Origin of the sequence: Streptosporangium sp. NPDC050855 (genome assembly GCF_044456585.1) — a bacterium.
Lineage (GTDB): Bacteria > Actinomycetota > Actinomycetes > Streptosporangiales > Streptosporangiaceae > Streptosporangium > Streptosporangium longisporum.
Genome location: NZ_JBITFY010000005.1, coordinates 300,289 through 327,043 on the forward strand (window position 1 = coordinate 300,289; position 26,755 = coordinate 327,043).

At 72.6% G+C, this 26,755-nt stretch carries 22 protein-coding genes; 15 read left to right on the forward strand and 7 right to left on the reverse strand.

The window, feature by feature from the left end; translation table 11 throughout:
* The first annotated feature begins 8 nt into the window (after window positions 1–8).
* From ACIBCT_RS13890 to ACIBCT_RS13945, 12 genes are all read left to right on the forward strand, one after another.
* A complete protein-coding gene (locus ACIBCT_RS13890; protein ID WP_399188211.1) occupies window positions 9–1,562 on the forward strand; it encodes a hypothetical protein in 1,554 nt (517 codons plus the stop codon).
* Entirely contained in the window at window positions 1,552–2,541 is a 990-nt protein-coding gene (locus ACIBCT_RS13895; protein WP_399188213.1) for a hypothetical protein, read from the forward strand. The genes ACIBCT_RS13890 and ACIBCT_RS13895 overlap by 11 nt, the downstream gene beginning before the upstream one ends.
* A gap of 20 nt (window positions 2,542–2,561) precedes the next feature.
* Window positions 2,562–2,924, forward strand: a complete 363-nt coding sequence (locus ACIBCT_RS13900; protein WP_399188215.1) for a YybH family protein — start codon at window positions 2,562–2,564, stop codon at window positions 2,922–2,924.
* A 69-nt stretch (window positions 2,925–2,993) separates the two neighbouring features.
* The gene (locus ACIBCT_RS13905) at window positions 2,994–3,866 is read left to right on the forward strand and encodes a hypothetical protein (protein ID WP_399188217.1); all 873 of its coding nucleotides are present in this window, start codon (window positions 2,994–2,996) and stop codon (window positions 3,864–3,866) included.
* A gap of 136 nt (window positions 3,867–4,002) precedes the next feature.
* Window positions 4,003–4,755 (forward strand): hypothetical protein, encoded by a 753-nt coding sequence (locus ACIBCT_RS13910; RefSeq protein ID WP_399188219.1) that lies wholly within the window; start codon window positions 4,003–4,005, stop codon window positions 4,753–4,755.
* 94 nt (window positions 4,756–4,849) lie between these two features.
* Entirely contained in the window at window positions 4,850–5,806 is a 957-nt protein-coding gene (locus tag ACIBCT_RS13915) for a glycosyltransferase family 2 protein (RefSeq protein ID WP_399188221.1), read from the forward strand.
* The gene (locus ACIBCT_RS13920) at window positions 5,803–7,017 is read left to right on the forward strand and encodes an ATP-grasp domain-containing protein (RefSeq protein WP_399188223.1); all 1,215 of its coding nucleotides are present in this window, start codon (window positions 5,803–5,805) and stop codon (window positions 7,015–7,017) included. The genes ACIBCT_RS13915 and ACIBCT_RS13920 overlap by 4 nt, the downstream gene beginning before the upstream one ends.
* On the forward strand, window positions 7,014–7,826 hold the full coding sequence (locus ACIBCT_RS13925) for a hypothetical protein (RefSeq protein WP_399188226.1): 813 nt from the start codon (window positions 7,014–7,016) through the stop codon (window positions 7,824–7,826). Before ACIBCT_RS13920 ends, ACIBCT_RS13925 begins: the two co-directional genes overlap by 4 nt.
* 3 nt (window positions 7,827–7,829) lie before the next feature.
* The gene (locus tag ACIBCT_RS13930) at window positions 7,830–9,116 is read left to right on the forward strand and encodes a phenylacetate--CoA ligase family protein (RefSeq protein WP_399188228.1); all 1,287 of its coding nucleotides are present in this window, start codon (window positions 7,830–7,832) and stop codon (window positions 9,114–9,116) included.
* Window positions 9,113–10,372 (forward strand): hypothetical protein, encoded by a 1,260-nt coding sequence (locus ACIBCT_RS13935; RefSeq protein WP_399188230.1) that lies wholly within the window; start codon window positions 9,113–9,115, stop codon window positions 10,370–10,372. The genes ACIBCT_RS13930 and ACIBCT_RS13935 overlap by 4 nt, the downstream gene beginning before the upstream one ends.
* A gap of 2 nt (window positions 10,373–10,374) precedes the next feature.
* Window positions 10,375–11,847, forward strand: coding sequence for a cation:proton antiporter (locus ACIBCT_RS13940; RefSeq protein ID WP_399188232.1), 1,473 nt, complete (start codon window positions 10,375–10,377; stop codon window positions 11,845–11,847).
* Window positions 11,844–12,860 carry an NAD-dependent epimerase/dehydratase family protein gene (locus ACIBCT_RS13945; RefSeq protein ID WP_399188234.1) on the forward strand — a complete coding sequence of 339 codons (1,017 nt, stop codon included), beginning with the start codon at window positions 11,844–11,846 and terminating at the stop codon, window positions 12,858–12,860. The genes ACIBCT_RS13940 and ACIBCT_RS13945 overlap by 4 nt, the downstream gene beginning before the upstream one ends.
* A 118-nt stretch (window positions 12,861–12,978) precedes the next feature.
* Here the strand turns inward: ACIBCT_RS13945 and ACIBCT_RS13950 are convergent, their stop codons facing one another.
* The gene (locus tag ACIBCT_RS13950; RefSeq protein WP_399188360.1) at window positions 12,979–14,451 is read right to left on the reverse strand and encodes a CHAD domain-containing protein; all 1,473 of its coding nucleotides are present in this window, start codon (window positions 14,449–14,451) and stop codon (window positions 12,979–12,981) included.
* A 315-nt stretch (window positions 14,452–14,766) separates the two neighbouring features.
* Window positions 14,767–15,531: a trans-aconitate 2-methyltransferase gene (locus ACIBCT_RS13955; protein WP_399188236.1), complete on the reverse strand. Its 765-nt coding sequence runs from the start codon at window positions 15,529–15,531 to the stop codon at window positions 14,767–14,769.
* A gap of 57 nt (window positions 15,532–15,588) precedes the next feature.
* On the opposite strand from ACIBCT_RS13955, the gene ACIBCT_RS13960 reads away from it, so the two are divergent.
* Window positions 15,589–16,140, forward strand: a complete 552-nt coding sequence (locus ACIBCT_RS13960) for a MarR family winged helix-turn-helix transcriptional regulator (RefSeq protein WP_399188238.1) — start codon at window positions 15,589–15,591, stop codon at window positions 16,138–16,140.
* A gap of 157 nt (window positions 16,141–16,297) precedes the next feature.
* Here the strand turns inward: ACIBCT_RS13960 and ACIBCT_RS13965 are convergent, their stop codons facing one another.
* From ACIBCT_RS13965 to rsmA, 3 genes are all read right to left on the reverse strand, one after another.
* Window positions 16,298–18,109, reverse strand: coding sequence for an ABC-F family ATP-binding cassette domain-containing protein (locus ACIBCT_RS13965; protein WP_399188240.1), 1,812 nt, complete (start codon window positions 18,107–18,109; stop codon window positions 16,298–16,300).
* 154 nt (window positions 18,110–18,263) lie between these two features.
* A complete protein-coding gene (locus ACIBCT_RS13970; protein WP_399188243.1) occupies window positions 18,264–19,166 on the reverse strand; it encodes a 4-(cytidine 5'-diphospho)-2-C-methyl-D-erythritol kinase in 903 nt (300 codons plus the stop codon).
* Window positions 19,167–19,268: 102 nt separating this feature from the next.
* Window positions 19,269–20,189 (reverse strand): 16S rRNA (adenine(1518)-N(6)/adenine(1519)-N(6))-dimethyltransferase RsmA, encoded by a 921-nt coding sequence (gene rsmA / locus ACIBCT_RS13975; RefSeq protein WP_399188245.1) that lies wholly within the window; start codon window positions 20,187–20,189, stop codon window positions 19,269–19,271.
* Between the two features lie 225 nt (window positions 20,190–20,414).
* Between rsmA and ACIBCT_RS13980 the strand changes: the two genes are divergently transcribed.
* Both ACIBCT_RS13980 and ACIBCT_RS13985 read left to right on the forward strand, forming a co-directional pair.
* Window positions 20,415–22,490, forward strand: a complete 2,076-nt coding sequence (locus ACIBCT_RS13980) for a serine/threonine-protein kinase (protein ID WP_399188247.1) — start codon at window positions 20,415–20,417, stop codon at window positions 22,488–22,490.
* Window positions 22,487–23,881, forward strand: a complete 1,395-nt coding sequence (locus ACIBCT_RS13985; protein ID WP_399188249.1) for an FG-GAP-like repeat-containing protein — start codon at window positions 22,487–22,489, stop codon at window positions 23,879–23,881. Before ACIBCT_RS13980 ends, ACIBCT_RS13985 begins: the two co-directional genes overlap by 4 nt.
* 122 nt (window positions 23,882–24,003) lie before the next feature.
* On the opposite strand, the gene ACIBCT_RS13990 is transcribed toward ACIBCT_RS13985, so the two are convergent.
* Window positions 24,004–24,864, reverse strand: a complete 861-nt coding sequence (locus tag ACIBCT_RS13990; protein WP_399188251.1) for a TatD family hydrolase — start codon at window positions 24,862–24,864, stop codon at window positions 24,004–24,006.
* Window positions 24,865–24,970: 106 nt separating this feature from the next.
* Window positions 24,971–26,752, reverse strand: a complete 1,782-nt coding sequence (gene metG, locus ACIBCT_RS13995; protein WP_399188253.1) for a methionine--tRNA ligase — start codon at window positions 26,750–26,752, stop codon at window positions 24,971–24,973.
* Window positions 26,753–26,755 lie beyond the last annotated feature (3 nt).

Sequence of the window (26,755 nt, forward strand, 5' to 3'; positions counted from 1 at the left end):
GGGGTGCGATGAACCTGGGGACCCGCGCCGCGCGCGACGACGACTACGCCGACCTCTTCCGGCAGGACGCGTCCCAGCCGCACTGGGCCTGCGACTACGCCGACCGGCTGGCCAGGCGGCATCCGCCGGAGCGGCGCATCCTCATCCAGACCAGCATGTCGCCGAGCGGGCCGTTCCACGTCGGGAACTTCCGGGACACCGCGATCGCCCATCTGGTGCACCGCGCGCTGCGGCGGATGGGCCGCCGGTCGGCGATCCTGCTGAGCTTCGACGACTTCGACCCGATCCGCGCCGGCCAGGCCGCCCGGCAGCCGGAGCTGGCCGGGTACGCCGCGCGCCCGCTGGGCGCGGTCCCGGCGCGTTCCACCGCCATCTGCCGCCGCTACATCACCGAGCTGAAGCAGGCCGGCATCTGCCCTCCCGAGGCGGACGCCGACGGCCGCACCCCGCCCGGCTCGCACTGGCAGACCCACTACCAGCACGAACGCTACCTCGCGGGGACCTACACCCGCCTGCAGGGGCGCTACCAGCGGCACGCGGGGAAACTCGCGAAGCTGCTCGGGGCCAAGGCGCCGGAAGGCCTGTTCAACGTCTACTGCGAGCAGTGCGGCCGCGGCACCACCGTCATCCTCGGCCTCGGCGCGGCGCGGGTGCGCTACGCCTGCCGGTCCTGCGGCGCGATCGCGGTGACCGGGAGGCTCGGCGTCGTCAAGCCGTCGTGGGCGCTGGACTGGACGCTGCGGGTCACCCACGAGCAGATCGACTGCGAGCCCGCCGGGCAGGACCACTGCAGCGCGGGCAGCACGATGGACCGCACCCGGGTGATCTACCGGCGGTTCCTCGGTTCCCGCCAGCCGGTCATCGTGCCCTACGGGCTGGTCCGCCAGTTCGCCGACCGGGGCAAGGTCTCCGGCTCGCGCGGTGGCGGCATCACGCTCGGCGACCTGCTCCCGATCATGCCTCCGGCCATGATCCTCTGGCTGTACGGCAGGACCAACTGCAAGGCCGACTTCCGGATCAGCACCGAACGCGCGGGCTTCCTGGGGAGCTACGCGGCCTACGACGCGTTCCTCGACGCGGCGCGCGGCGGTGACCGGCGGGCGCGCGTGCTCCACGAGCTCACCACCGACGAGGAGGTGCCCGCTCCGGCGCCGCGGATGCGGACCGTGCTCGGCCTGCTGCACGGCCTGTGCTACGACACCGGCCTCGTCGCCGCCGAGCTCGGCGGCACCCCCGAGGCCCATGAGCGCGCGCGGTACGCGCGGGCGTGGCTGGCGGTGCACGGCCGCTGCTGGATCGACGCCGAGCGGGACGACGTCCCGGACGCCGCCGGGCTGATCGCGACCGGTGACCTGCCGGAACGCTGGTCCCGCGACGCGTACCGGACGCTCACCCTGACGTTGTTCGGCACACAGGACGGCCCGCCGCTGAGGCGGCTGGAGCAGGTCTTCGGCCGGGAGGCGATCGTGGCCGCGGTCCGCGCCTACGCCGACCGCGGCGAGCGTCCCCTGCGCGAACGGGTCCTGGCCCGGTTACGGTCGGGTGATCCCGGTGCACGTTGAGATCGTCGACCCGACGGCCGAGCCGGTACCCGCCGACTGGGAGATCTTCCGCAAGCAGGAGCGGCTCGCCGCCGCCTGGCAGGCCGACGCCCTCACCGCGTACGCCTGGTGCGCCCAGCGCCCGGTCCGCCTCGCCGTGGTCCGCGACGGCGGCCAGGTGGCGGGCATGTTCCTCGGTGACGTGGGCGGCCTGCCCGCCCGCCGCGACCGCTACGCGCGGCCCGGGTCGCTGCCCCCGGCCGGATGGTTCGACTGCCGGTTGCCGCTCGGGTTCACCCCCGGCTTCGCCTTCGCGGCGAGGCTCGACGAGGTGGAGCGCCGGGCCGTGCTGAGGGCGTTCGAGAGGGCGACGCGGCGCCGGTTGGGCCGGCACTGCCTGGGCATCGTGTACCGGCAGGTCGGCACCGGCGAACTGCCGCTGGTGGCGGGCCGGTCCCGCCCCCGGGTGGCCACCGCGCCGAACACCCTGCTGGTCAACCGCTGGTCCGACCCGGAGGAGTACCTCGCCGGGCTGCCGCGCGGGCGGCGGCAGCGGTTCCGCCGGATCCACGCCGAGGCCGCGGAGACGACCGAGCCGCTGCACGCCGTCGGCACCGTGGACCCCGCCCAGGCCAGCAGGCTGGCGCACCTGACCGACCTGAAGCACGGCGGCGGCAGACCCCCCATCCCCCTGGGCTACTTCGGCCATCTCAACGGCGAGGGCGGCGTGTGCTACTTCGGGCACCGCGAAGGGAACCGGCTGCTCTCGTTCGACCTGGCCTTCGACACGGGCGACCGGCTGATCACCACGGTCACCGGCTCCCTGGACATCCGGGACGGCGGCCGTCGCGACCTCTACTTCGATCTCTACCTCCAGGAGATCGACTACATGATCCGGAAAGGCCGGGACGGGATCGAGTTCGGCAAGGGAATGGCCGAGCTCAAGCAGCGGTTCGGCTGCGACCTCGTACCGCAGACCCTCGTGGTCGCCCCGTGGTGACCCGTGGAAAGGACAGGACGATGAAGTTCGACGAGGCGCTCGCCCGGCACCTGAAGGCGATCGACGAGCGGGACCTGGACGGTTACCTGGAGACCGTCCACCAGGACGCGACGCTGATCCTGCCCAACGGCACGCTGCTGACCGGCAAGGACGAGATCGCGAAGTTCCACCGCGACTGGTTCGCCGACCAGGACTGGTCGATGAGCTCGGAGACCGTCCGCGTCAGCGAGACCGGCGACTCGGCCTTCGCCCTGCTCGCCGTCGCCTACGACGACGTCGACCCCGAGGGCGCCCCGTACCGGAAGACCTACCACCTCACGCTGGTCTTCGCCCGGAGCGACGGGCGCTGGCTGCTCGTCCACGACCAGAACACCTTCAACTGACCGGACGGCGAGGCACGGCGGGAACGACGGGGAACCACGGGAACGACGGGGAACGACGGGGGACGGGGCATGTTCGGGGAATCGCGCGGCTACTCGTGGCGCGCCGGTGAGCGGGCCTACCGGGCCGCGGTGGCACGGGCCTTCGCGACCGTGCCCCACTACCGGGAGATGTGGGCCGACGCCGGGGCCGTCCTGGACGATCCCGCTCCCCTGCCCGCGGCCGGCCTGGACGACCTGCTGCCCACGCTGTACCCCTTCGCCGCCCCGCACCTTCCGCGTACGGACGTGGTGCCGTGGCTCGGCGAGCCCGGCGAGCTGTACGAGGCGCTGCGGCTCACCGGGGTCCACCGGAGCGACCGCCCGCTGTTCGAGGTGCGGACGGCGCTGCTGGACTGGCGGCGGCTGGGACCCCGGCGTGGCCGCTACGCGGTGCTGCTCTGCGCGCACGCCGAGACGGCCGACCCGAGGCTGCGCTCCGACGGGATCCGGGCGTTCCACGACGCCCGCGAGCCCGGACTGCTCGGTGACCCCGGCCAGGTCGAGGAACTGCGCCGGGGTCACACCGGGCAGGTGCGCGTGTTCCTGCGCAGGCCCCTCGGCGAGCTGCACGAGCACGCCGTGCCCGCCGGGAGCGGGCCCCGCGGAGGGGACGCGGACGCGGGCGGGCCGCGAGGGCGTGACCGGGGCGCCGGCCGGCCGGCCGAGGTGCTGTGGGACGCCCGTCTCGGTTACCTCGGGGCCCGGCACCGCGAGTGCGGCCGGATGCACACGAACTGGCGGCGCGTCCACGTCCGGCCGCACGCCACGGGACCGCTGTTCACCATGCTGCGCCGTACCCGTCCCACGCTCGTGAACGTCGTCCCGCCGGGCACCGCCGGTCTGGTGCCCGAACTCTGCCCCCGGCACGGCACCCCTGTGCTGGTCGCCCGCGGACAGACCTGACGTCCCGTCCGGAGCCGGTGGGCCGGCCCCGGACGCGACCCGCCCCATGAAGATCGTGAAAAGCGCCGGTCCTCCCCGAGAGCCGCGCCTTTCGCCGGACAGACACCGTGAACGCAGAGAAAGGCGCCCGGACACCATGGCGAACCCCACCCTGAAAGAGCAGACCGACCAGCGCATCCGCGAGCACATCGAGACCCGGTACGCCGACGGCAAGGTCGTGCGCAAACTCTCCCAGCACTACCGGCGGGAGGGATACGTGAAGCTGCGGGGCCTGGTCCCCGACGACCTGTTCCAGGAGGTCTCCCAGGAGGTGCACCGTCTCCTCGACGAGCACGGCCAGCGGATCGACATCCACCTCAAGGAGACCGGCAACACGCCCCGGTACATGACCACCATCAGCCAGCAGGCGATCGCCAAGGGCAGCGAGCTCATCCCTGCCGTCTACGAGTCGCAGGCCCTGATGGGCTTTTTGTCCAGGCTCGCCGCGCAGCCGGTGCTGGAGTGCCCGTGGGAGGAGGAGAAGTACATCGCCATCCGCCAGCACAGGAAGGGCGACACCCACGGCTGGCACTGGGGCGACTTCAGCTTCACGGTCATCTGGATCATCGAGGCGCCGGACGCGAAGTACGGCGGCCAGCTGCAGTGCATCCCGCACACCGACTGGGACAAGAACGACCCGCAGGTCGAGGACTACCTGCTGGAGCACCCGATCAAGACCTACGGGCACGTCACCGGCGACCTGTACTTCCTGCGCTCGGACACGACCCTGCATCGGACGATCCCCCTCAACGCCGACCGGACGCGCATCATCCTCAACACGTGCTGGGGAAGTGAGTCCGACCTGAAGAAGGAAGCGACCCACGAGACCATGAACGCGATGTTCGACTGACACGACCCCTCCGCCGAACATGTCGCCGACGCCCATGGCGGCCGCGGGTGCGAGCGCGCAGAACGCTCGCATGCCGCGGCCCGGCATCACAGCCATGATCCCCTGTTACAACGAGGCCGCCTGCGTCGAGCAGGCCTACCGCGAGATCCGGTCCGAGCTGCTGCGGTACGACGACGTCGAGATCCTGTTCATCGACGACGGCAGCGACGACGGCACGCTGGACGCGATCAAGTCCTTCGCCGCCCAGGACCCCCTGGTCAAGTACATCTCCTTCGCGCGGAACTTCGGCCTGGAGGCCGCCTTCTCGGCGGGTTTCAAGTACGCCTCCAAGCCGTGGACGGTGCAGTTCGACGCCGACCTGCAGTCCCCGCCCGAGGAGATGCACCGCCTGGTGGAAAAAGCGCTGGAGGGCTACGACGTGGTCTTCGCGGTCAGGGAGAACCGCCAGGACCCGTGGTACCGGCGTCTCGGTACCTGGGGACATCAGATGATCGCGCGCAGGTGGCTCGGGATCGAGATCCCTGCGGGCGCCTCGGTGTTCCGGATCGCCCGTACCTGCGTGGCGCGCAAGGTCGTCGACAGCCGGCTGTCCACGCCCTACTTCTCCGCCACCGCCCCGCTGCTCGGCGCGCGGTACACGACCCTGCCCACCTCGCACCGGCCCCGGGTGGCAGGCCAGGGCAAGTGGAACCTGCGCAAGCTCGCCGGGCACGCCATCGAGCTCTTCGTCGGTTTCTCCTTCCGGCCGCTGGTCTGGCTCTACGCGCTGGCCACGGCGATGCTGGCCGCGGGCGTGCTGCTCCTCGAACTGTTCTGGACGGGCTTCGCCGGGCACGACGCGCTGGCCACGGCCGGGCTCGCCACCAGCCTCATCACGCTGCTCGTCGTGGTCGTGGTGGCCCGCTATCTCGTGCGCGTCATGCGGGTGCAGGCGATCGGGATGCCGCGCTACCAGATCCGCGAGGCCAACATCGTCGTCCGCGCCGACGAGGCCCTCTACGGCCAGGAGACGCCTTACCTCACCGCCGACATCTGGGAGGACGTCAGTTGAGCGCCCGGAACATCATCGTGCTCGGCGGAGGCGAGGACCAGATCCCCGCCTACCGCGAGGCCCGGCGGCTCGGTTACCACGTGATCGGCGTGGACCAGCGGCCGGACGCGCTCGGCGCCGCGGAGGCCGACCGGTTCCTCTGCATGACCAGCAGGGACCCCGCGGCCATCGCGGCGACGCTCGGGCCCATCGACGTCGCGGCGGTGATCTCACCGGCCAGCGACGCCGCCCAGGAGTCCGTCGCCGAGCTGAGCCGGATCTACGGCACGGCGCACCAGCCGTCCCCCGGCGCGCTGCGCTGCTCGGTCGACAAGGGGTTCTTCCGCGCGCTGGTCGCCCGGCTCGGCCTGCCGAGCCACGCGTACGTGCAGGACGGCAGCACCGAGGTGCTGCTGGCCGCCGCCGGGCGGATGCGCCACCCGTTGATCGTCAAGCCCGCCGACTCCTCGGGCAGCAAGGGCATCACGGCCATCGGCACCCCGGCGGACCTGCGGGGCGCGATCGAGCACGCCTGGAAGTACTCCTTCTCGCACCAGGTGATCATCGAGGAGATCGTGTCCGGCAGGCACTGCTCGGCGGAGTGCTTCTTCACCGGCGGCCGGCTGGGTTTCATGGCGGTGACCGACCGCACGATCACCGGCCCGCCGGAGATGATCAGTCTCGCCCACGTGGTGCCGGCCGACCTCGACGCGTCCGTCCACGCGCGGCTCCGGGAGGCGATCGTCATGATCTGCGCGGAGGCCGGGCACGAGCACGGCCCCGTCAACCTGGACTTCGTGCTGACGCCCGAGGGCGACATCCACTTCATCGAGATGGGCGCCCGGCTCGGTGGCAACGGCATGCCGCTGATGGTGCGGCACGCGTTCGGGCTGAACACGGTCGAGGCGGCGATCCGGCTGGCGCTGGGCGAGCCGCTGGAGATCAACGCCCCCTTCCGGCGCACCGCCATGCTGCAGATCCTCACCTCGGAGGCCGACGGCGTCCTGCGGGACGTGGTCGGCATGGACGCGCTGCTGCAGATGCCCGAGGTGGTGGACGTGCAGGTGTTCAAGTCACCCGGCGACCGGGTGCACGCCTACCGGCAGGCCGCGCACAAACTCGGCTACCTGATGGTGGTCGCCGACACCAGGGAGTCGCTGATGCCGGCCCGGGACAGGGCGCTGGAAACCCTGCGGTTCGTGATCGAGAACGATGAGAAAGGGTCAGAATGATCCCCCCCAAGCACCGCAGATTCGCGATCTTCGCCTCGCTGGCGGTGATCGCCGCGGCGATCGTCTGGTTCGGCCTGCCACACGACCGCGAGGTGAAGTCGCTCTGGCTCTTCCTGTTCAAGCTGGTCCCGTTCGTGATGGCCGCGGAGGCGGTGGCCGCGCTCGACGTGGAGTGGGCGAAGCGGATGCGGCTCCCGCTCCTGCTCATCCCGCCGACCTTCCTGCTCTACTTCCTGTACTTCGTACCGAAGATCTTCTTCTTCGGCGGTGCCATCTCCGAGGACCCGACCTCCTTCGGCAACCTCTACTACCACGTCCTCACGCTGACGCCCATGATCATCCTGGCGCTGGCGCTGGCCTACCGGCTCGGCGGGGGCACGGCCGCGACCGTGCGCAGGCTCTCCTACGGGATGCTGCTGCTGATGTTGTCCGGCCTGGAGGACCTGGCCTTCCTCACGGTCAACGACCACACCGACCCGGCCTACGCCACGATTCCCGAGGTGTGGGAGTGGGCCTCGCACATCACGGTCTTCATCGGCCACCCGCCGACCAAGATGGAGGCCTACGCGTTCATCGTCGTGCACGTGATCCTGGCGCTCCTGGTCTTCCTCTCCCCGCAGCGCTGGTGGGAGGCCCTGGTCCGCTCGCCCCGCTCCCGGGCGGACGGCCCGGACGCCCCCGCCGCCTCCACCGCTCCCGGGGTCTCCCGGGTCGCCGACGCCCCCGGCGCCCCCGGCGCCCCCGGCACCTCCGACGCCTCCGGGACGGACGCCGCCCGAGCGGACGGTTCCCCCGCGAACAGGGGCTGACCGGTGTTCCTCCGCGAGGCCTGCTACATCCCGGTCACCGTCGCCAGGCAGTACGGCAGCCCCTCCGCCCTGCGACGGCGGCAGTTGCGCGAGCTGAACCGGATGATCGAGTACGCCCGGGCCCGCGTCCCGTACTACCGGGACGACCCCCGCTACTCCCGCCCGCCGCTGACCGCCCTGGCCGACCTGTCGGACCTGCCGGTGCTCGACAAGGAGGTGCTGCGCGAACGGCCGCTGGAGAACCTGCTCGCCGACGGTGTCGACCCGGCGACGTGCAGGTCCTTCCAGACCAGCGGCAGCACCGGCCGGCGGGTGCGGATCCTGCACGACGATGCCTCCCACGACTACCACGGCGCCGCCCTCGTCCGCCGGTTCCTGGCCACCGGACGCTACCTGCCGACCGACCGGCTCACCCACATCCGGCCGTTCGCCCCGCCCGCCCGGATGTTCGAGCGCCTCAACCTGTTCCGCAGGCACGTGATCCTGTCGCACCGGCCGATGGCGGAGATCAAGGCCGAGCTGCTGGCCAACCGGCCCAAGGTCCTGATCGGCTACCCGGTCCACCTGCGCGCGCTGCTGCGCGCCCTCACCGACGCCGAGCTGACCCGGCTGAGACGGACCCTGCGGATCGTGATGACCGAGTCCGAGCTCCTGCTCCCCGAGCACCGGGCGATGTTCGCCGAGAGGTTCGGCGCGCCGGTGTTCGACGAGTACTCCGCGTTCGAGGTGCTCAACGTCGCCTACGACTGCACGCACGGCAGGGCGCACCTGAGCGAGGACCGCGTCCACTGCGAGATCGTCGACGACCGGGGGCGGACCCTGCCCGCGGGCGAGGAGGGCCACGTCGTGGTCACCTCGTTCCTGGAGCGGGCCATGCCGCTCATCCGCTACGACCTCGGGGACATCGGCCTGATCGAGCCCGGCCGGTGCGGGTGCGGGCGCAGGTTCCGCGTCCTGCGGCTGACCAAGGCGCGCAGCAACGACTTCGTCACCCTCCCCGGCGGTGAGCGGCTCTACCCCGACGCGTTCCTGCACCTGGCCGCCACCCATCCGGGGATCAGCGAGTGCTTCGTCCACCAGGAGGCCACCGGGCTGGTCCGCCTGCACGTGGTCCCCGGCGCGGACGGCGCGGACGGCGCGGACGGGCTCTTCGAGAGCGTACGGGCCAGGCTCTTCGAGCTGGCCGGGGGCGACTTCCCGCTGGAGGTGGTGACGGCCGAGTCCGTGACGATCACGCCGGGGGGCAAGGGGAAGTTCGTCACCTCCGACTACGCAGACGCTCCCGGATGACGGGCACCGGAACGACCGGTCCCGGGGTGACCGCCAGGAACCTGTTCGCCGTCGCCCCGAAGGTCATGGCGTCGCTCGTCGGCGCGCGCATGGGCTACCGGGGGACGGTCGTGCTCGCCAACGTCGCCCTGGCGGGCGCGTGGGGTCCCACCGGTTACGCCGGTTACGCCGCGGCCATGGGCGGGGCGGCGTTCCTGCTCCCGATCGCCTCCCTCGGGATCGAGAAGTGCGCGCTGAAGCTCGTCCCGCGGGCCCGGCGCACCGTCGACCGGCTGATCGGGATCTTCGTCGCGCTCGCCGCCGTGCTGCTGCTGGCCTCGCTCGCCGTCCTGGCCGTGCTGCTCCTGGGCCGCGACGACCCGCTGCTGCCGGGCCTGGCCGGGCTGTGGGCGATCTGCGCGGGGGGCAACCAGGTGCTGGTCGGCCTGAGCCGCGCCGTGGACCGGCCGGGCAGGGACGTGGCCAACCATCTCGTCCTGGCGGCGGTCCTGGCCGGGCTGACGGTCGCCGCGGTGACGGGCACCCCGCCCACCACGTTCCTGGCCCTGTACACCCTCACCCTGATCGTGCTCAACGCGGCGCTGCTGGCCGGGTTGCGGCCCGACTTCACCGGGCTGCGCCGCAGGACGCTGGTCCGCGTCTCGGTCGGCACCTCGGCGCTCATGGCGGTCGCCGACGTGGTGGGCGGCGTCTCGGTCAGCCTGCTGTTCCTGGCGCTGTCCGTGACGGGTGCCGAGGACGAGAGCGGCGGGCTCTACCTGGCCGTCATCGTCTCCTCGGTCCTGCTGAACGCCTTCGCCTACCTGCTGCGCATCCTGCAGCCGCAGGTGTCGCGCGAACTGCACCAGCGCGACCTGACCTCGATGCTCGGCACGCTCGCCCGCTGGCTGCGGCTGCTGGTGCTCGCCGGGGTGCCCTACCTGGCGCTCACCCTGGGCGCCTCGCTCCTGCTGCTCAGGGACCTGGGCGGGCCCGGGGTCCTGGTGCTGTACGCGGCCTGCGTGCCGATCCTCTTCGCGATGGGCAGCGTCAACTACCTGATGGAGAACGCCACCCCGCGGACACTCCGGACGACCGCGTACGGGGCGGCCGTCTCCCTCGTCGCCATGGGGGCGCTCGCCTTCGCCGTCGTGCCCTGGGCGGGCGCGCTCGGCGCGGTGACCGTGCTCGGCTGCGGCGAACTCGTCCACGCCGCCGTCGTCCTGCGCCGGCTCCCCCTCGGACGGTCACGACGCCGGCCCACACCAGGAGTGTGACCATGCATCCGGAAACACCGCTCGAAGAGACGGAAGAGCGGCTCATGCCCGCTCCCGCGCGAGGTGTCGCCGTCGCCGTCGGCCTGACCGCGGCGGCCGTGCTGCTGCTCGTCGTCGTCGGGCTCTCCGTGTCGTCGCCCGCGGTCCACCGGGCGGCCGCGGACGCGGCGCACGCCTCGTCCCCGATCCAGCTGATGGCGCGCCTCTTCCTCGCCGTCGCCGTGATCGGCGGCCTGGCCTCGCTCGGCGGCGTGCTGGCCAGGCGCGTCGGCCAGCCTCCGGTGATCGGCGAGATCATGGCCGGTCTGCTCCTCGGGCCGTCCGTGCTCGGCTCGCTCGCCCCGGGCGTGGTCTCCGCCGTCCTGCCGGACACCGTCCTGCCGCATCTGAACCTCATCGCCCAGGCCAGCCTCGCGCTGTTCATGTTCACCGTGGGCGCCGAGTTCGACCACGGCGTGCTCGGCCGTCAGCGGGGGGTCATCGGAGCGGCCAGCCAGGCGATGATGGTCGTCCCGTTCGCCCTCGGCGTGGTCGCCGCGCTGCCGCTGTTCGACATGTTCGCGGGTGACTCGGTCGGGCTCGTCCCGTTCGCCGTCTTCGTCGGTACCGCGCTGAGCGTCACGGCGTTCCCCGTGCTCGCCCGGATCGTGCGGGAGACCGGGCTGGACGGCACCCGGCTCGGGTCGCTCGCCATGATCTGCGCGGCCGTCGCCGACGTGCTCGCCTGGTGCGCGCTGGCCGTGGTGCTCGCCATCCTGCGCGCGGAGGGCGCGTCCGGCGTCGTGGTCGCGCTCTCGCTCACCGTCGCCCTCTGCGCGGTGCTCCTGCTGGTGGTGCGACCGGCGTTGCGGGCCCTGGCGCTGCGGTACGCGCACCGGAGACTGCCCGCTCCCGCCTGCCTCGGCCTGGTGCTGGGCCTCGTGTTCGCGCTGGCCGCGGTCACCGACCTGATCGGCGTTCACGCCATCTTCGGCGGTTTCCTCGCCGGTGTCGTGCTGCCGAGGGAGGCCAGGGTGCTGGGTACCGTGCCGGCCCGCCTGGGCACGTTCAACCAGGTACTGCTGCTCCCGGTCTTCTTCGCCTCGATCGGCCTCCAGGTGGACGTCCGGTTCGCCGTCTCCCATCCCGGGGTGCTGCTGGGCGGCGCGCTGCTGCTGGTGGTGGCGATCCTCGGCAAGCTCGGCAGCGCGTGGCTGGTCACCCTGGCCGGAGGCATGCCCCCCAGGCTCGCCCTCGGCCTCGGGGTGCTGATGAACGCCCGCGGCATCACCGAGATCGTCGTGCTCAGCTCGGGCCTCAGCATCGGCGTCATCAACGGCAACGCGTTCACCGTGCTGGTGATCATGGCGCTCGTCACCACCGTCATGACCGTTCCCAGCCTCCGCCTGCTCGGCCTCACCCGGCCGGCGGCGGGGCGACGTCCCGCCTCGGAACGCCAGGTCATCACGACCGGCGGAAAGGAAATCCCCCTATGACGATCACTTCCCTGGTCACCGGCGGCGCCGGGTTCATCGGCTCGCACGTCGCGGCCGAGCTGGTGCGGGCGGGTCACCGGGTCGTCGTCCTCGACGACCTCTCCGGAGGCGACGCGGCCAACGTGCCGGACGGCGCGCACTTCGTCGCCGGGAGCGTCTGCGACGCCGGGCTCGTCGACTCGCTGTTCGCGCAGTGGCGGTTCACCTACGTGTTCCACCTGGCGGCCTACGCCGCGGAGGGACTGAGCCACTTCATCAAACGGTACAACTACACCAACAACGTCATCGGCAGCGTCAACCTCATCAACGCCTCGGTCAACACGGGGACCGTGCGGTGCTTCGTCTTCACCTCCTCGATCGCGGTCTACGGCGACGCCGAGCCGCCGATGAGCGAGGACCTCACCCCCCTGCCGATCGACTCGTACGGGATCGCCAAGTACGCCGTCGAGCAGGAGCTGAAGGTCAGCCACGAGATCTTCGGCCTGCCGTACATCGTCTTCCGCCCGCACAACGTGTACGGCGAACGCCAGAACATCGGCGACCGCTACCGCAACGTCATCGGCATCTTCATGAACCAGATCCTGCGCGGGGAGTCCTGCACGATCTTCGGGGACGGCGAGCAGACGCGCGCGTTCAGCTACATCGACGACGTGGCGCTGCCCATCGCCCGTTCGGTGGACAACCCGCGGGCGTACGGACAGACCTTCAACATCGGCGGCGACACGCCCTACACCGTCAACGAGCTGGCGACCACCGTGGCCGCGGCCATGGACGCGCCCCTGCGGGTGGAGCACCTTCCCGCGCGCCACGAGGTCGTGCACGCGTACTCCTCCCACGAGAAGGCGCGGGACGTCCTGGGGGTCGGCGCCGGCTCGGTGCCGCTCGCGGAGGGGATCGCCAGGATGGCCGCCTGGGCCCGGAAGCAGGGACCGCAGGAACCCTCCGTGTTCGACGGGATCGAGATCGACAAGAACATGCCGCCGTCGTGGCGGGCCGTGTCCAGGATCCCCTGACGACGGCCTCCTCCCCGGGCACCGCGGAAGCGTGCGCGACCCCGGCATCGCGGAAGCGGCCGGGTCCCGCCCGGGCCTCGTCCGGGTCCCGCCCGGACGAGGTGGGCGGCGCGGGACGTCAGAGGAGCCTCGCCACGGCCTCCGTGGTCTCCTGCCAGACCCGGGGGAACTCCTCGCTCGCGCGCTCGGCCCGGGCCCGCTCCAGCCCGGTCAACACGCCGTAGGTGAAGGTGTCCTCCCCGGCCCGCCGGGCGTTCTCGGCCTCGGCCGCCAGCCGTTCCTGGGCGACGACGCCGTCCATGTGGGTGCCCAGCACCTCCTGGACGGCTTCGGCCAGCTTGGCCAGCCTGGTCATGCCGATGACCTCGGCGGTGTAGCGGGCGCCCTTGGCCGCCTTGCGCACGTCGTGCATGGCGAGCTCGCGCTCGGTGATGTTCTCGATGGCCTGGGCGGTGGCGTAGGCGTCGGTGACCCTGCGCCAGCTTCTGGCGGCGACGCTCTCCAGGGTGTCGGCGGGCTTGTGGGCGGCCTTGGTGAGCACCGGGGTGGCGACCAGGTCGTCGAGGGCGTCGAGCAGGGCGAAGTAGCGCTCACCGCCGAGGACGTCCCTGATCCGGTCCAGGGCCTCGTGCTCCTCGTCCAGCAGGTCCGAGCTGAGGCGCGTCCCGACCGGGCCGACGATCAGGGAGCCCTCCAGCGCGCCGAGCCTGTCGGCGAACCGGTCGCGGATGACCTCCAGGTCGCGCGCCTCGCCGAGGACCGCGCCGAGCCACCTGAGCTCCTTCTGGACGGTCCCGGTCCCCTTGACGATCCCCTTGAACGACTTCAGCGCGCTGCGCAGCCGCCGGGCGGCGACGCGCATCTGGTGCACGGCGTCCTCCTCGGCCTTGCGGACCCGGGGGTCCTGCGCCAGCAGCGCGCCGACCTGGGTGCCGAGGTAGGCGAGCACGACCTGGCCCGCCGAGCCCGGCTCGACCTCGGTGCGGGGGTGCTCGGACACCGCTCCGGCGGCACCGAGCAGGCGGGCGAGCTTGCTGGCCGACTCGGCGGGGACGGCCCCGGCCTTGGTCAGCCGCCTGCCGACCTTCCTCAGCAGCTTCTCGTCACCCTCGATCAGCTCGGCCTCGACCTCGCGCCAGCGCTCGACGTGCGGACTCTCCCCGAGCACGGTGCCCTTGACCCGGTCGTCGGCGATCTCGACCAGCCGTACGCCCGCGCCGTTGACCACCGTGGTGACGGCACGGCGGGTGTCCAGCTCGGCGATGGCCACCAGCGGCGCGCCCCGCGTGTAGGCGAGCACCAGGTCCGCCAGCTCGGCAGGAACGATCTTGGTACTCCGGGTCAGCGGGTGGACGATCTCCTGGCGGGCGCCCTTGGCCTTGGGGAGCTTGAGGTGCCAGCCGGGGTCGGTGCCTCCCCTGCGCCGGCGCAGGGTGATGCCCCGGGCGGCGAGCCTCAGATCGGGCGTGTCGAAGTAGAGGGCGACCAGCTGGTGGGTCTTGGGGCCCACGACATCGGCCGAGCCCGGAAGGCCGGTGAGGTCCGGCACCTCGTAGTCCACCGGGACGTCGAACTTGTCCTCGATCTCCATTGCCACAGGTCATCCCCTGGATTCTCAGATGTCCGTACGCTTCGCGGTATTCATTGATGCCCCGTCATCCGCACAGGAACCCGAATCGGACGCATTCCCCCAGGGCTGGCGGAAACCGAAACCGGGCCCATGGTTCTCGCAAGGACAGGAAACGGGCGCGTTGACCCGCGAGGGGATCGGCGCCCGCGCACCGGCCGGGACATCACCCGGCCCCGTCTCGCGTGCGGGGCCGGGTGATGTCCCGTCTCGCGTGCGGGCGCGGGGCCGGACGGACCGGGCGCGGGGCCGGGCCGGGTGCGGAACCGGGCCGGTCCGTCACCGGCGGGCGACCACGAAGATCCTGCGGAAGGGGAAGACGGTGCCGTACGGGCCGGGAGGGTAGGCCGCGCGCAGCGACACGGCGCAGTCGGCCAGGAAGCGGGTCGACTCGTCGGGGTCCAGCCGGTCGAGCATGGGACGCAGGGCGGTCCCGGTGATCCAGCCGAGCACGGGGTCCTCGCCGGGGAGCACGTGCAGGTAGGTGGTCTCCCAGGCGTCCACCCGGCAGCCCAGGCCGGCCAGCAGGGCCAGGTAGCCCGCCGGGTCGTCGACCGGGGAGCCCGGGGCCAGGTCGCCCAGCCGGTCGCGCCAGGTGCTGCGGCACAGCTCGCGGACCACGGCGTGGCTGGGGGCGTCGAAGTTGCCGGGCACCTGGAAGGCGAGCCATCCCCCGGGGGCGAGCGCCTCCACCCAGCGCGCCAGCAGCTCGCGGTGCCCGGGCACCCAGTGCAGGACCGCGTTGGACACGATCACGTCCACCGGCGCGGACGGGCGCCACCGGGTGACGTCGTCCACCGAGAAGGTCACGGAGTCCCCGGCCGGGGCTTTCGCGATCATGGCGGGCGAGGAGTCGAACCCGTGGACGCGGGCGCCCGGCCAGCGCCTGGCGAGCTCCGCGGTGAGCTCACCGGTGCCGCAGCCCGCGTCGACCACGCTGCCGGGGTCGGACGCGGCTATCCTGGACACAAGATCGAAGAAGGGCCGGGAGCGCTCGTCGGCGTAGCGGCCGTAAACCGTGGGATCCCACACATCTCTTGACATCAAGATGATTGATACCCGTCGGAATATCTCGATGTCAAGACAGATAGACTCGGCGCCATGAGCCTGCACCACGCCGACCGCGACGCCGGGCCCGACGCCGGCACGAGGGACGAGGTCGACCTGCTGGTCGCCGCCTGGCGTCAGGAGCGGCCCGACCTCGACGTGGAGCCGCTCCAGGTGCTCAGCCGGGTCTCCCGGCTGGCCCGCCACCTCGACCGTGCCCGCCGGGCCGCCTTCGCCGAGCACGAGCTGGAGACCTGGGAGTTCGACGTGCTCACCGCCCTGCGCAGGGCCGGTGAGCCGTACGAGATGAGCCCGGGGGCGCTGCTGCGCGCGACGCTGGTGACGTCGGGGACCATGACCAACCGGATCGACCGGCTGGCCGCGGCCGGGCTGGTCAGGCGGCGTCCCGACCCCGAGGACCGGCGCGGCGTCCTGGTCTCGCTCACCGACGCCGGGCGAACCCGCGTGGACGGCGCCTTCGCCGACCTGCTCCGCCGCGAGCGCGAGCTCCTGTCGGGCCTGGGGGAACGCGAGCGTCAGGTCCTGTCGGACCTGCTGCGCACACTGCTCGTCCCCTTCGACGCGGGCGACTCCGGAGCGCACTGACCGTCCGGCATCAGCGATCGCGCGCCGGCCCGCAGCCCGGGAGGGCCAGGGGTCCGAGGACCCGGGGGCCTCACCGGAGCGCACCGACCGCCCGGGACCCGCGATCGCGACGCCGGCCCGGAGCCCGCGAGCCCAGGGGTCCGAGGACCCGGGGGGCTCACTCGCCCAGGCGGTCGGCCAGCTCCAGCCACTCGCTCTCGATCGCGTCCTTCTCCGCGACGATCTCCTTCAGCTCGGCGTCCAGCGAGGCCAGCCGGCCGTAGTCGGCGGCCGCGTCGGCCATGGACGCGTGCAGCTTCGCCTCGCGGCCGTCCAGCTTCTGAAGCTGGCGCTCCAGACGGGAGAGCTCCTTGCGGAGCTCGCGCTCGTCCCGCGCCGACAGGCCGGTGCCCGGATCCTTCGCCGCGGTGGCGGAGACCGCCGACGCCGTACCGGAGACCGCGCCCGAGGCCGCCCGCGCGGACACGGCCGCGCCCGAGGCCCGCCGGGCGAGGTACTCGTCCACCCCGCCGGGGAGCATCGACAGCCGGTGGTCGCCGAGCAGCGCCACGGTCTTGTCGGTGACCCGCTCCAGGAAGTACCGGTCGTGGCTCACCAGGATCAGCGTGCCCGGCCAGCCGTCGAGCAGGTCCTCCAGCTCGTTGAGCGTCTCGATGTCGAGGTCGTTGGTCGGCTCGTCGAGCAGCAGCACGTTGGGGTCGTCCATCAGCAGGCGGAGCAGCTGCAGACGACGGCGCTCGCCACCGGACAGGTCGCCGACGACCTTCCACTGCGCGTCGCCCTTGAAGCCGAGGCGCTCCAGCAGCTGGGAGGCGGTCCACTCCTTCTTGCCGACCTGGATGAACTTGCGGACCTCCTCGACCGTCTCCAGCACCCGGCGCTCGGGGTCGAGCTCGCCGAGCTCCTGCGACAGGTGCGCCAGGCGGACCGTCTTGCCCCGCACCAGCTTCCCCGAGTCGGGCCGCACGGTCCCGGCGAGCAGGCGCAGCAGGGAGGACTTGCCCGACCCGTTCACGCCGATCAGGCCGACCCGGTCACCGGGACCGAACTGCCAGGTCGTGTGGTCCAGCACCAGCGGCCCCTGCCCCGGCCCTCCGGCGTGCAGGGTGACGTCCTCCAGGTCGTAGACCGTACGGCCCAGCCGGGCGGCGGCGAACTTGACCAGCTCGACGCTCTCCCGCGCCGGAGGCTCGTCGGCGATCAGCGCCTGGGCGGCGTCGATGCGGAACTTGGGCTTGGAGGTACGGGCCGGCGGGCCCCGGCGCAGCCAGGCGATCTCCTTGCGCATCAGGTTCTGCCGGCGGGCCTCGGAGGCCGCGGCGACCCGGGCACGCTCGGCCTTGGCCAGCACGTACGCGGCGTACCCGCCCTCGTAGCGCTCGACCGTGCCGTCCACGACCTCCCACGTCCTGGTGGAGACCGCGTCCAGGAACCACCGGTCGTGGGTGACGACCACCAGCGCGGTCCTGCGCCCGGCCAGGTGCCGGGCCAGCCAGTCGATGGCCTCGATGTCGAGGTGGTTGGTGGGCTCGTCCAGGATGATGAGGTCGTGCTCGTCGATGAGCAGCTTGGCCAGGGCGGTGCGGCGCCGCTCACCGCCCGACAGGCTCCCGGCGAGCGCGGTCAGGTCGATGTCGCCGAGCAGGCTGGCCAGGATCTCGCGGATGCCCGCGTCACCGGCCCACTCGTGCTCGGACCGGTCGCCGAGGACGATGTCGCGCACCGGCCGGGCCGGATCGAGATCGTCCCCCTGGGAGAGCGACCCGACCTGGAGCCCCCGGTTGTGGGTGACCCGCCCGCTGTTGGGTTTGAGATCACCGGCTATCACCGAGATCAGGGTCGTCTTGCCACCGCCGTTGCGGCCGACCACACCGATGCGGTCACCCGCCTCGATGCCGAGGGAGACGTCGCTGAGCAGGGGCTTGGGACCGTAGGAGTGGGAGACCGACTCAAGATTGACCAGATTCATCGCCACACAAGCGTATCCGCTCCCGGCCGTCGCGCCCCCCGCCGCGGACGCCGCCCGCCCGGCCGGCGGACCGGGGACGGGTCACGCCGCGGGGCCCGGGTCCCGCGCCCCGGCCCTCGTGCCCCGGCCCGGGGACGCCGCCCGGGGACGCGGCCTATCGCACCACGGGGCCGGGGACGGGACCGTAGGCGGTGATCACGTCGCGCGCCACGCCGGCCGCCTTCAAGGAGGCGGCCAGCTCGCCCGCGTGCTCCGCCGACCCGGCCAGGAAGGCGCAGGTGGGCCCGGACCCGGAGACCAGCGAGCCGAGTGCGCCGTGCTCGCGCCCGGCGGCCAGGGTGCGGGCCAGGGAACCGCGGAGCATCACCGCGGCGGGCTGCAGGTCGTTGCTGAGCCCGGCGCCGAGGGCCTCGGCGTCCCCGGAGCGGAGCGCGGCCAGCAAGGGCTCGGCGGCGCGGGGCCAGGGGACCTGCTCGCCGGTGGCCTGGCGCAGCCGGTCGCACTCGGCGTAGACCGTGGCGGTGGACAGGCCGCCCTCGGCCAGCGCGAACACCCAGTGGAAGGTGCCCGACACCTCCAGGGGGGTCAGCCGCTCCCCCCTTCCGGTGCCGACGGCCGTACCGCCGAGCAGGGCGAAGGGGACGTCGCTGCCGATGTCGGCGGCGATCTCCATCAGGTCCTCCAGTGGCAGGCCCAGGCCCCACAGCTCGTTGCAGGCCACCAGGGCCGCGGCGGCGTCGGCGCTGCCTCCGGCCATGCCGCCCGCCACCGGGATCGCCTTGCGGATGACCAGGTTCACCCCGTACGAGCGGCCCGCGTGACCGGCCAGCGCGAGGGCGGCCCTGATCGCGAGGTTGTCGCCGTCCTCGGGCACCTGGTCGGCGGACTCGCCCTCCACCCGGACGCTCATCCCGGTCTCCGCGGTGGCCGTGACCTCGTCGAAGATCGAGACGGCGTGGAAGACGTTGACGAGGTCGTGGTAGCCGTCGTCCCGCAGCGGCCCGACGGCGAGCTGCAGGTTGACCTTCGCGGGCACGCGGACGGTCACGGAGTTCATGCGTCCCTCACGGAGGCTCGCTCACTGGTCACGACGACAAATCGTAACGGGCTCCTTCCGCGCTCACGCAGACGGATCGACGAATCACACTATGTACGGCAATCAAGGGGATGATCCAGACGGATCACCATCGGCCGCGCCGTCACCGGGACCGGCGCCGGCACCCGCACTGGCACCGGCGCCGCGGTTCTCGGCGATCCGCGCGAAGTCCTCCACGGTGAGCTGCTCGCCGCGCGCGGACGGGTCGATCCCGGCCGCCCGCAGCGCCCGCTCGGCGGCGGGGGCGCCGCCCGCCCAGGAGGCCAGGGCGGCGCGCAGCGTCTTGCGGCGCTGCGCGAAGGCCGCGTCCACCACCGCGAAGACCTCCTCGCGGGCCGCCACGGTGCTGGGCGGCTCCCGCCGGGTCATCGCGACCAGGCCGGAGTCGACGTTGGGAACCGGCCAGAAGACCGTACGGCCCACCGGACCGGCCCGGCGCACGTCGGCGTACCAGGCGGCCTTGACCGAGGGGATGCCGTAGACCTTGGAGCCGGGTGCGGCGGCCAGCCGGTCGGCGACCTCGGCCTGAACCATGATCAGGACCTTGCGCAGCGAGGGCTGCGTCTCCAGCAGGTGCAGCACCACCGGAACGGACACGTTGTAGGGCAGGTTGGCCACCAGCGCGGTCGGCCGCTCCGCGGGCAGGTCCGCGGGCAGCACGCGCATGGCGTCGGCGAGCACCACGGTCAGGCGGTCGGCCAGCTCGGGCGCGTGCCCGGCGACGGTCAGCGGCAGCTGCCCGGCGAGGACGGGGTCGATCTCCACCGCGATGACCCGGCTGACCTCGGGGAGCAGCGCGAGCGTGAGCGATCCCAGACCCGGGCCGACCTCGATGACGACGTCGTCGGGATCGAGCCCGGCGACCCGCACGATCTTGCGGACCGTGCCCCCGTCGATCACGAAGTTCTGGCCGAGCTTCTTCGTGGGGCGGATGTTCAGCGTATCCGCCAAAGTACGTATCTCCGCTGGACCGAGGAGGCTCATGCTGGTTCCCCGCACGGCGCCGCGCATCCGGCACCCGCCGGACCGCCGCGCTCTTCCCGTCGTCCGTCTCGATCACCCAAGGTCGCTCTCCAATGCCATCCGACAAGTTTCCCGCACCGAAGCCCGTGCAAGAACGCGTGATGGAGCACGAGGGGTTCCGTTGTGGATAACGTTGCCCTACTCGGGACCAACGGCGAGGAAGGGACCCTTCCCGGTGAAGAGGACGTGAACCAGCCCGGTGTCGAGGGGCTGCGCCCCGCCGATCCCGAGCAGATCGGGAGCTACCGCCTTCTCGGCCGCCTGGGCGAGGGCGGAATGGGAACCGTCTACCTGGCGGTGGCCCCCGCGGGACGGCCGGTCGCGCTCAAGGTGGTGAAGGCGGAGTTCGCGATCGAGGAGGGCTTCGCCTCCCGCTTCCACGCGGAGGTGGAGAACGCCCGGCGGGTGGCCTCCTTCTGCACCGCGCAGGTGCTGGACAACGGCACCGCCGACGACGGCCGGCCGTACATGGTCACCGAGTACATCGCGGGCACGCCGCTCTCCCGCCAGATCTCCGAGCACGGCGCGCTGGAGGCCGGGACGCTGCACGGCGTGGCGCTGGGGGTGGCCGCGGCGCTGGCCGCCATCCACGTCGCCGGGCTGGTCCACCGGGACCTCAAGCCGGCCAACGTGATCCTGTCCATGTCCGGCCCCCGGGTGATCGACTTCGGCATCGCCAGGGCACTGGACTCCACGCACAGCTTCACCCGTTCCGGGGAGGTGCTCGGCAGCCCGGGATGGTGGGCCCCCGAGCAGGTCCGCGGCCTGGAGATCACCCCGGCCGCCGACGTCTTCGCCTGGGGCTGCATGGTCGCGTACGCGGGCAACGGCCGCCACCCCTACGGGCGGGGCGACCTGATGACGATGGCGACCCGGCTGCTCAACAGCCCGCCGGACCTCGGTGCCCTCCCGGCCCCGCTGAACGACCTGGTACGGCTGGCGACCGCGATGGACCCCTACCGGCGGCCCAGCGCCCAGGACCTGCTGATCGCCCTGGTGGGGGGTCAGATCGCCGCTCCCTCGATGCCGGTCCCGCTCCCGGCCGACCCGCCCACCCTGATCGCCACCGACCTGCTGAGCGAGTCGTGGCGTCCGCCCTCGAACGTGGAGCCCGATTCCACCCAGACCCTCAGCGCGCTGAACCTGGCCGAGGGGTTCGACGATCCGGCCACGGCACCGACCCCCGTTCCCACCGGGTCGCGGGGACGCGGACCGGCACGTCCGGCCGACCTCGCGACACCGCCCCCGGCGTCGGCGTCGGCGCCCTCGCCGGCGCCGGCGGACTCCGCCGATCCCGCGCCGACCAGGGAGATCCTCGGAACGGCGGGAACCCACGGAGGCCCGGGGACCTTCGAGACCCCGGGAGGCCCGGGGACGCGGACGGACCCGGGGACGCGGACGGACCCGGGACCGGTGGCCGGTTCGCGTTCCGGCTCCCCCGAGGCGCCCGCACGGCCCTCCTCCGGCCCCTTCTCCCCCTCCGTGTCCCCGTCGTCCCCGTCGTCGTCCCCGCCGGGTGCCGACCCCGCGACCTCGCCCTCGCGCTCGTTCACCGCTCCCCTGGCCGACCGGGGCGAGGACCGCGAGGAGAGCCGGAGGGCCACCACCCTGCCGCCGTCGTCCCCGACGTCGCCGTCCTCGCGGGGGTTCCCGGGGTTCCGGCCGGATCTCCCCTCCGAGACCGGGTCACCCGCGCCGCCCGCCCGGGAGGAGGAGTCCGGCAGGACCGCTCCCCGCAAGCGCTGGCTCTTCGCCGGGCTGGCCGCGCTCGCGGCACTGCTCGTCACGATCGTCGTGCTGCTGAACACCGGCGGGCGGGGCAGCGGATCGGACGACGGCGGGCCGGCGAGCGCGCGGACCGGCAACCTCGCCGGTACCGGCGCCACCGACGTGGGCCGCAGCATCGCCGTCGGCTCCCCCGTCGAGGGTGTCCGGTTGATCGTCCCGCGTTCCCCGGCCTGCGGCCTGACCTCCTACCGGGGGGTCTCCCCGGCCCGCGGGCGCTTCTGCACGATCCCGTGGACGCTGGTCAACACCGGCGGGACGCCGGTCACGCTCGACGGTGCCCCGCCCACCGTCCTCGACGACCGCGGCGCGAGCCATTCGCCCGCCGACGTCTCGACGGTGCCGCCGTCCACCCTCCCGCCGGGGACCCGGGCGGACGGCGTCCTCGTGTACGACCTGCCGCCCTCCCGCAGGCCCGCGAAGCTGACCGGCGTGACGGTCGAGGGAGGCAACAGAACAGAGGTGAGGCTCTCGTGAGGCCGCTGCTCGCCGTCCTGGCCGCGACCGCGGTCGCCCTGTGGCCCGCAGGGGCTCCCCTGGCCGCCCGGACCCCCCTGAACGCCACCCCGGCCTCGGACTGCTCCGGGACGGGCGCGAGCGACTTCAACGGCGACGGCGTGGACGACGTCGCGGTGGGCGACCCGTTCGCCGACCCCGGCGGGCTCGCGGGTGCCGGGGCCGTGCACGTGCTGTTCGGCCGCGGGGAGGGCGGCAGGACCCTGGCCGCGCCCCGGCCCGGGGCGGGAGACGGTTTCGGCTGGTCGGTACGGCTGGCCGAGCTCGACGCCGACGGCTGCGCCGACCTGCTGATCGGCGCGCCGTACACGGACGTGGAGGGCGTCAAGGACGCGGGAGCGGTCTACCTGGTCCGCGGCGGCCCCAAGGGCGGGACGGCCCGGCTGGTGGCCCCCGAGCCCGAGGCCGACGCGCACTTCGGCTGGTCCCTGACCTCCGGCGCGACGCTGGTGGCGGTGGGCGCCCCGCACGAGGACGCCGACGGCGTGGCCGACTCCGGCGCGGCCTACCTGTTCGACGCCTCCGCGCCCGGTACGGGCAGGAGGATCTCCCAGCAGACCGAGGGCGTCTCGGGCAACGGCGAGGACGGCGACATGTTCGGCTGGTCGCTGGCGATCGGCAGGATGGGCGGCGAGCCGGGCGACCTCGACCTCGCGGTCGGGGCCCCGTTCGAGAACGACGACGGGGCGGGACAGCAGACGGGCGAGGGCAAGCTCGACTCGGGGTCGATCGCGGTCGTCTTCGACGTGGGCCGGGAGCGGGACGAGTACCGGAGCAGGAAATGGGACCTGCGCCAGGTCGTCGCCGCGGAGGCGGGCGACCGGTTCGGGTACGCGATGGCCTACGCCGAGCAGGGCGACGTCGGCTACCTGGCGGTGGGCGCCCCGCTCGGCGACGCCGACGGGGTGCAGAACTCCGGCATCGTCCAGCTCTTCCAGGCGTCGAGCTCCCTGGAGATCACCGCCTCGGCCACCTTCCACCAGGACACCGGAGCCGCCCCCGGGGAGGGGTACGGCTCCTCGCTGGCCCTCACCGCCGAGGGAGGCGTCCGGCTGGCCGTGGGCGTGCCCTTCGACGGCACCGACCGGCGTGGCGGCGTGCACCTGATGACGCTGGGCGACGGGACGGCGGGCCGCACGATCTCCCAGAGCGGGGCCGGTGACCATTTCGGCTGGTCGGTGGGCTTCAGCGGCAACCGGCTGGTCGTCGGCGCCCCCGACCGGGGAGGTTCGGGGGCGGTCGTCCTGCTGGGCCGTAACGACGCCGAGGGGGTCGTGCTCGCGCCGGGCACCGACAGGATCCCGTTCCTCGACGGCGCCGTTCCCGTCGAGTTCGGTGCCGGCGTGGGCTGACCCGCTTCCGCGCCTCCCGCGCCTCCCATGCCTCCTGCGCTTTCAGAGCCTTCCGTGCCTGCCGCGCTTTCGGGGCCGTCCGTGCCTCCCTGGCCTTCCGTCCCGGCTCCGGGCCGGGACGCTCACCAGGCGCCGAAGACGGTCTCCCCGTTGGCGTTGACGGCGGCGGCGAGGTCGGCGACGTCCATCCCCTTGACCTCGGCGAGGCAGCGCAGCGTGAGCGGGATGAGGTAAGGGGCGTTGGGCTTGCCCCGGTGCGGCGTGGGGGGCAGGTAGGGGGCGTCGGTCTCGACGAGGACGAGCTCCGGAGGCGCGACCCGCGCGGCCTCGCGCAGATACCCGGCGTTCTTGTAGGTGACCGGCCCGGAGAACGACATGAAGTACCCGGCGGCGACGCACCGCTTCGCCATCTCGGCGTCCCCCGAGAAGCTGTGGAAGACCACGATCTCGGGGGCGCCCTGCTCGGCCAGTACGCGCAGCACGTCGTCGTGGGCCTCGCGGTCGTGGATCACCAGGGCCTTGCCGGTCCGCCTGGCGATCTCGATGTGCGCCCGGAAGCTCGCGTGCTGGTCCTCCTTGGAGGACCAGTCGCGGTAGTAGTCGAGCCCGGTCTCGCCCACCGCCCTGACGTGCGGCAGGCGGGCCAGCTCCTCGATCTCGGCGAGGGTCTCCGGCGTCGCGGAGTGCGCCTCGTTGGGGTGGACGGCCACCCCGGCGTAGACGTCGGCGTGCAGCGCGGCCGTCTCGGCGTTCCAGCGCGAGGAGGGCAGGTCGTAGCCGATCGTGACCAGCCGGCTCACCCCGACGGCGCGGGCCTCGTCCAGGATGCCCTCGACGCCGACCCGGGCCGCCTGCGCGGCCTGGGCGACCGGGTCTCCCGAGGACGCCCGGCGGTCGCCCACCATGATGTCCAGGTGGCAGTGGCTGTCGAACACCTCTACCGGCAGGGGTTCGGGGGCGGCGGGAAGCTTCGTGGCGCTCACGTCGTCCAACCTACCGAGAAGCCGGTACGGCCCGCGCCGGGCCCCGGCCGCCGCGACGGGCCGCACCCGCGGGCACGGGCCGTCGCGACGGACACGGGCCCGGCCGTCACTCCGCCAGGCGGGCCAGCTCCTCGTCGACGATCTTCGGGTCGAGCTTGGCGAACAGCGGGGTGGGAGGGGCCAGCGGGGAGCCCACCCGGATCGGCATCGACTCCCAGCGCGCGGCCCCCTCGTAGGAGCCGGTGATGATCGGGTACGTCCGGCCGTCGTCGTCGGTGACCTCGTGGATCTCCGGCATGCCCGACCATACGCCGGTGCCGCCGAGCATCGCGTAGATCTTGTTCGAGGAGTTGGGCAGCACCGGGGTCAGCAGGGTCTTGGCGTCGTCCACCACCTGCAGCGCCACGTGCAGGATGGTCTTCACCCGCTCGGGGTTGTCCTTGATCTTCCAGGGCTCCTGCTCGGCCAGGTACCTGTTGGCCTCCCGGATGACCTCGAACGCCTCGTTCGTCGCGTTCTTGAACCGGCAGTGCTGGAACTCGGCCGCGGCCTTGGGGAAGGCCCCGCGGCTGCGCTCCAGCATCGCCCGGTCGGCGTCGGTGAGCTCGCCCGCCTCGGGGATGACCCCGAAGTTCTTGGCGGCCATCGAGATCGACCGGTTCACCAGGTTGCCCCAGGCGGCCACCAGCTCGCCGTTGTTGCGGTTGAGGAACTCCGACCAGGTGAAGTCGGTGTCCTGGTTCTCCGGACCGGCCACCGCGATGTAGTAGCGCAGCGCGTCGGCGTCGTAGCGCTCCAGGAAGTCGCGCACGTAGATGACGACCTGGCGGGAGGAGGAGAACTTGCGCCCCTCCATGGTCAGGAACTCGCTGGAGACGACCTCGGAGGGCAGGTTCAGCGCGCCGAGCGAGCCCGGCTCGCCCCCGCGCGCGGCCTGGCCGTTGTAGCCGAGCAGCATCGCCGGCCAGATCTCCGCGTGGAAGACGATGTTGTCCTTGCCCATGAAGTAGTACCCCAGGGCCTCGGGGTCCTGCCACCACGCGCGCCAGGCCTCGGGGTCACCGGAGCGGCGGGCCCACTCGATGGAGGCGCTCAGGTAGCCCACGACCGCGTCGAACCAGACGTAGAGCCGCTTGTTGGCCTGGTCGCTCCAGCCCTCCAGCGGGATCGGCACGCCCCAGTCGAGGTCGCGGCTGATCGCCCGGGGGTGCATGTCGCCGAGCATGTTGAGGGCGAACTTCAGCACGTTGGGCCGCCAGTCGCCCTCCTTGGAGCTCAGCCACGACGCCAGGACCTCGGCGAACGCGGGCAGGTCCAGCATGAAGTGCTCGGTCTCCACGAAGACCGGCGTCTCGCCGTTGACCTTGCTGACCGGGTTGATCAGCTGGACCGGGTCGAGCTGGTTGCCGCAGTTGTCGCACTGGTCGCCGCGGGCGCCGTCGTAACCGCAGATCGGGCAGGTGCCCTCGATGTAACGGTCGGGCAGGGTGCGCCCGGTGGAGGGCGAGATGGCGCCCATCGTGGTCTGCGGGAAGATGTAGCCGTTGGCGTGGAGTCCCTTGAAGATCTCCTGCGCCACCGCGTAGTGGTTCTCCGTGGTGGTCCGGGTGAACAGGTCGTAGGAGAGACCCAGCGCCTGGAGATCCTCGACGATCACCCGGTTGTAGCGGTCCGCGAGCTCGCGGGCGGTGAGGCCTTCCTTGTCGGCCTGCACCTGGATCGGGGTGCCGTGCTCGTCGGTCCCGCTCACCATGAGGACCTTGTTGCCCGCCATCCGCTGGTAGCGGCTGAAGACGTCGGACGGCACGCCGAATCCGGAGACGTGCCCGATGTGGCGAGGGCCGTTGGCATAGGGCCAGGCGACCGCGGTCAGGATGTGCTGGGACATGGT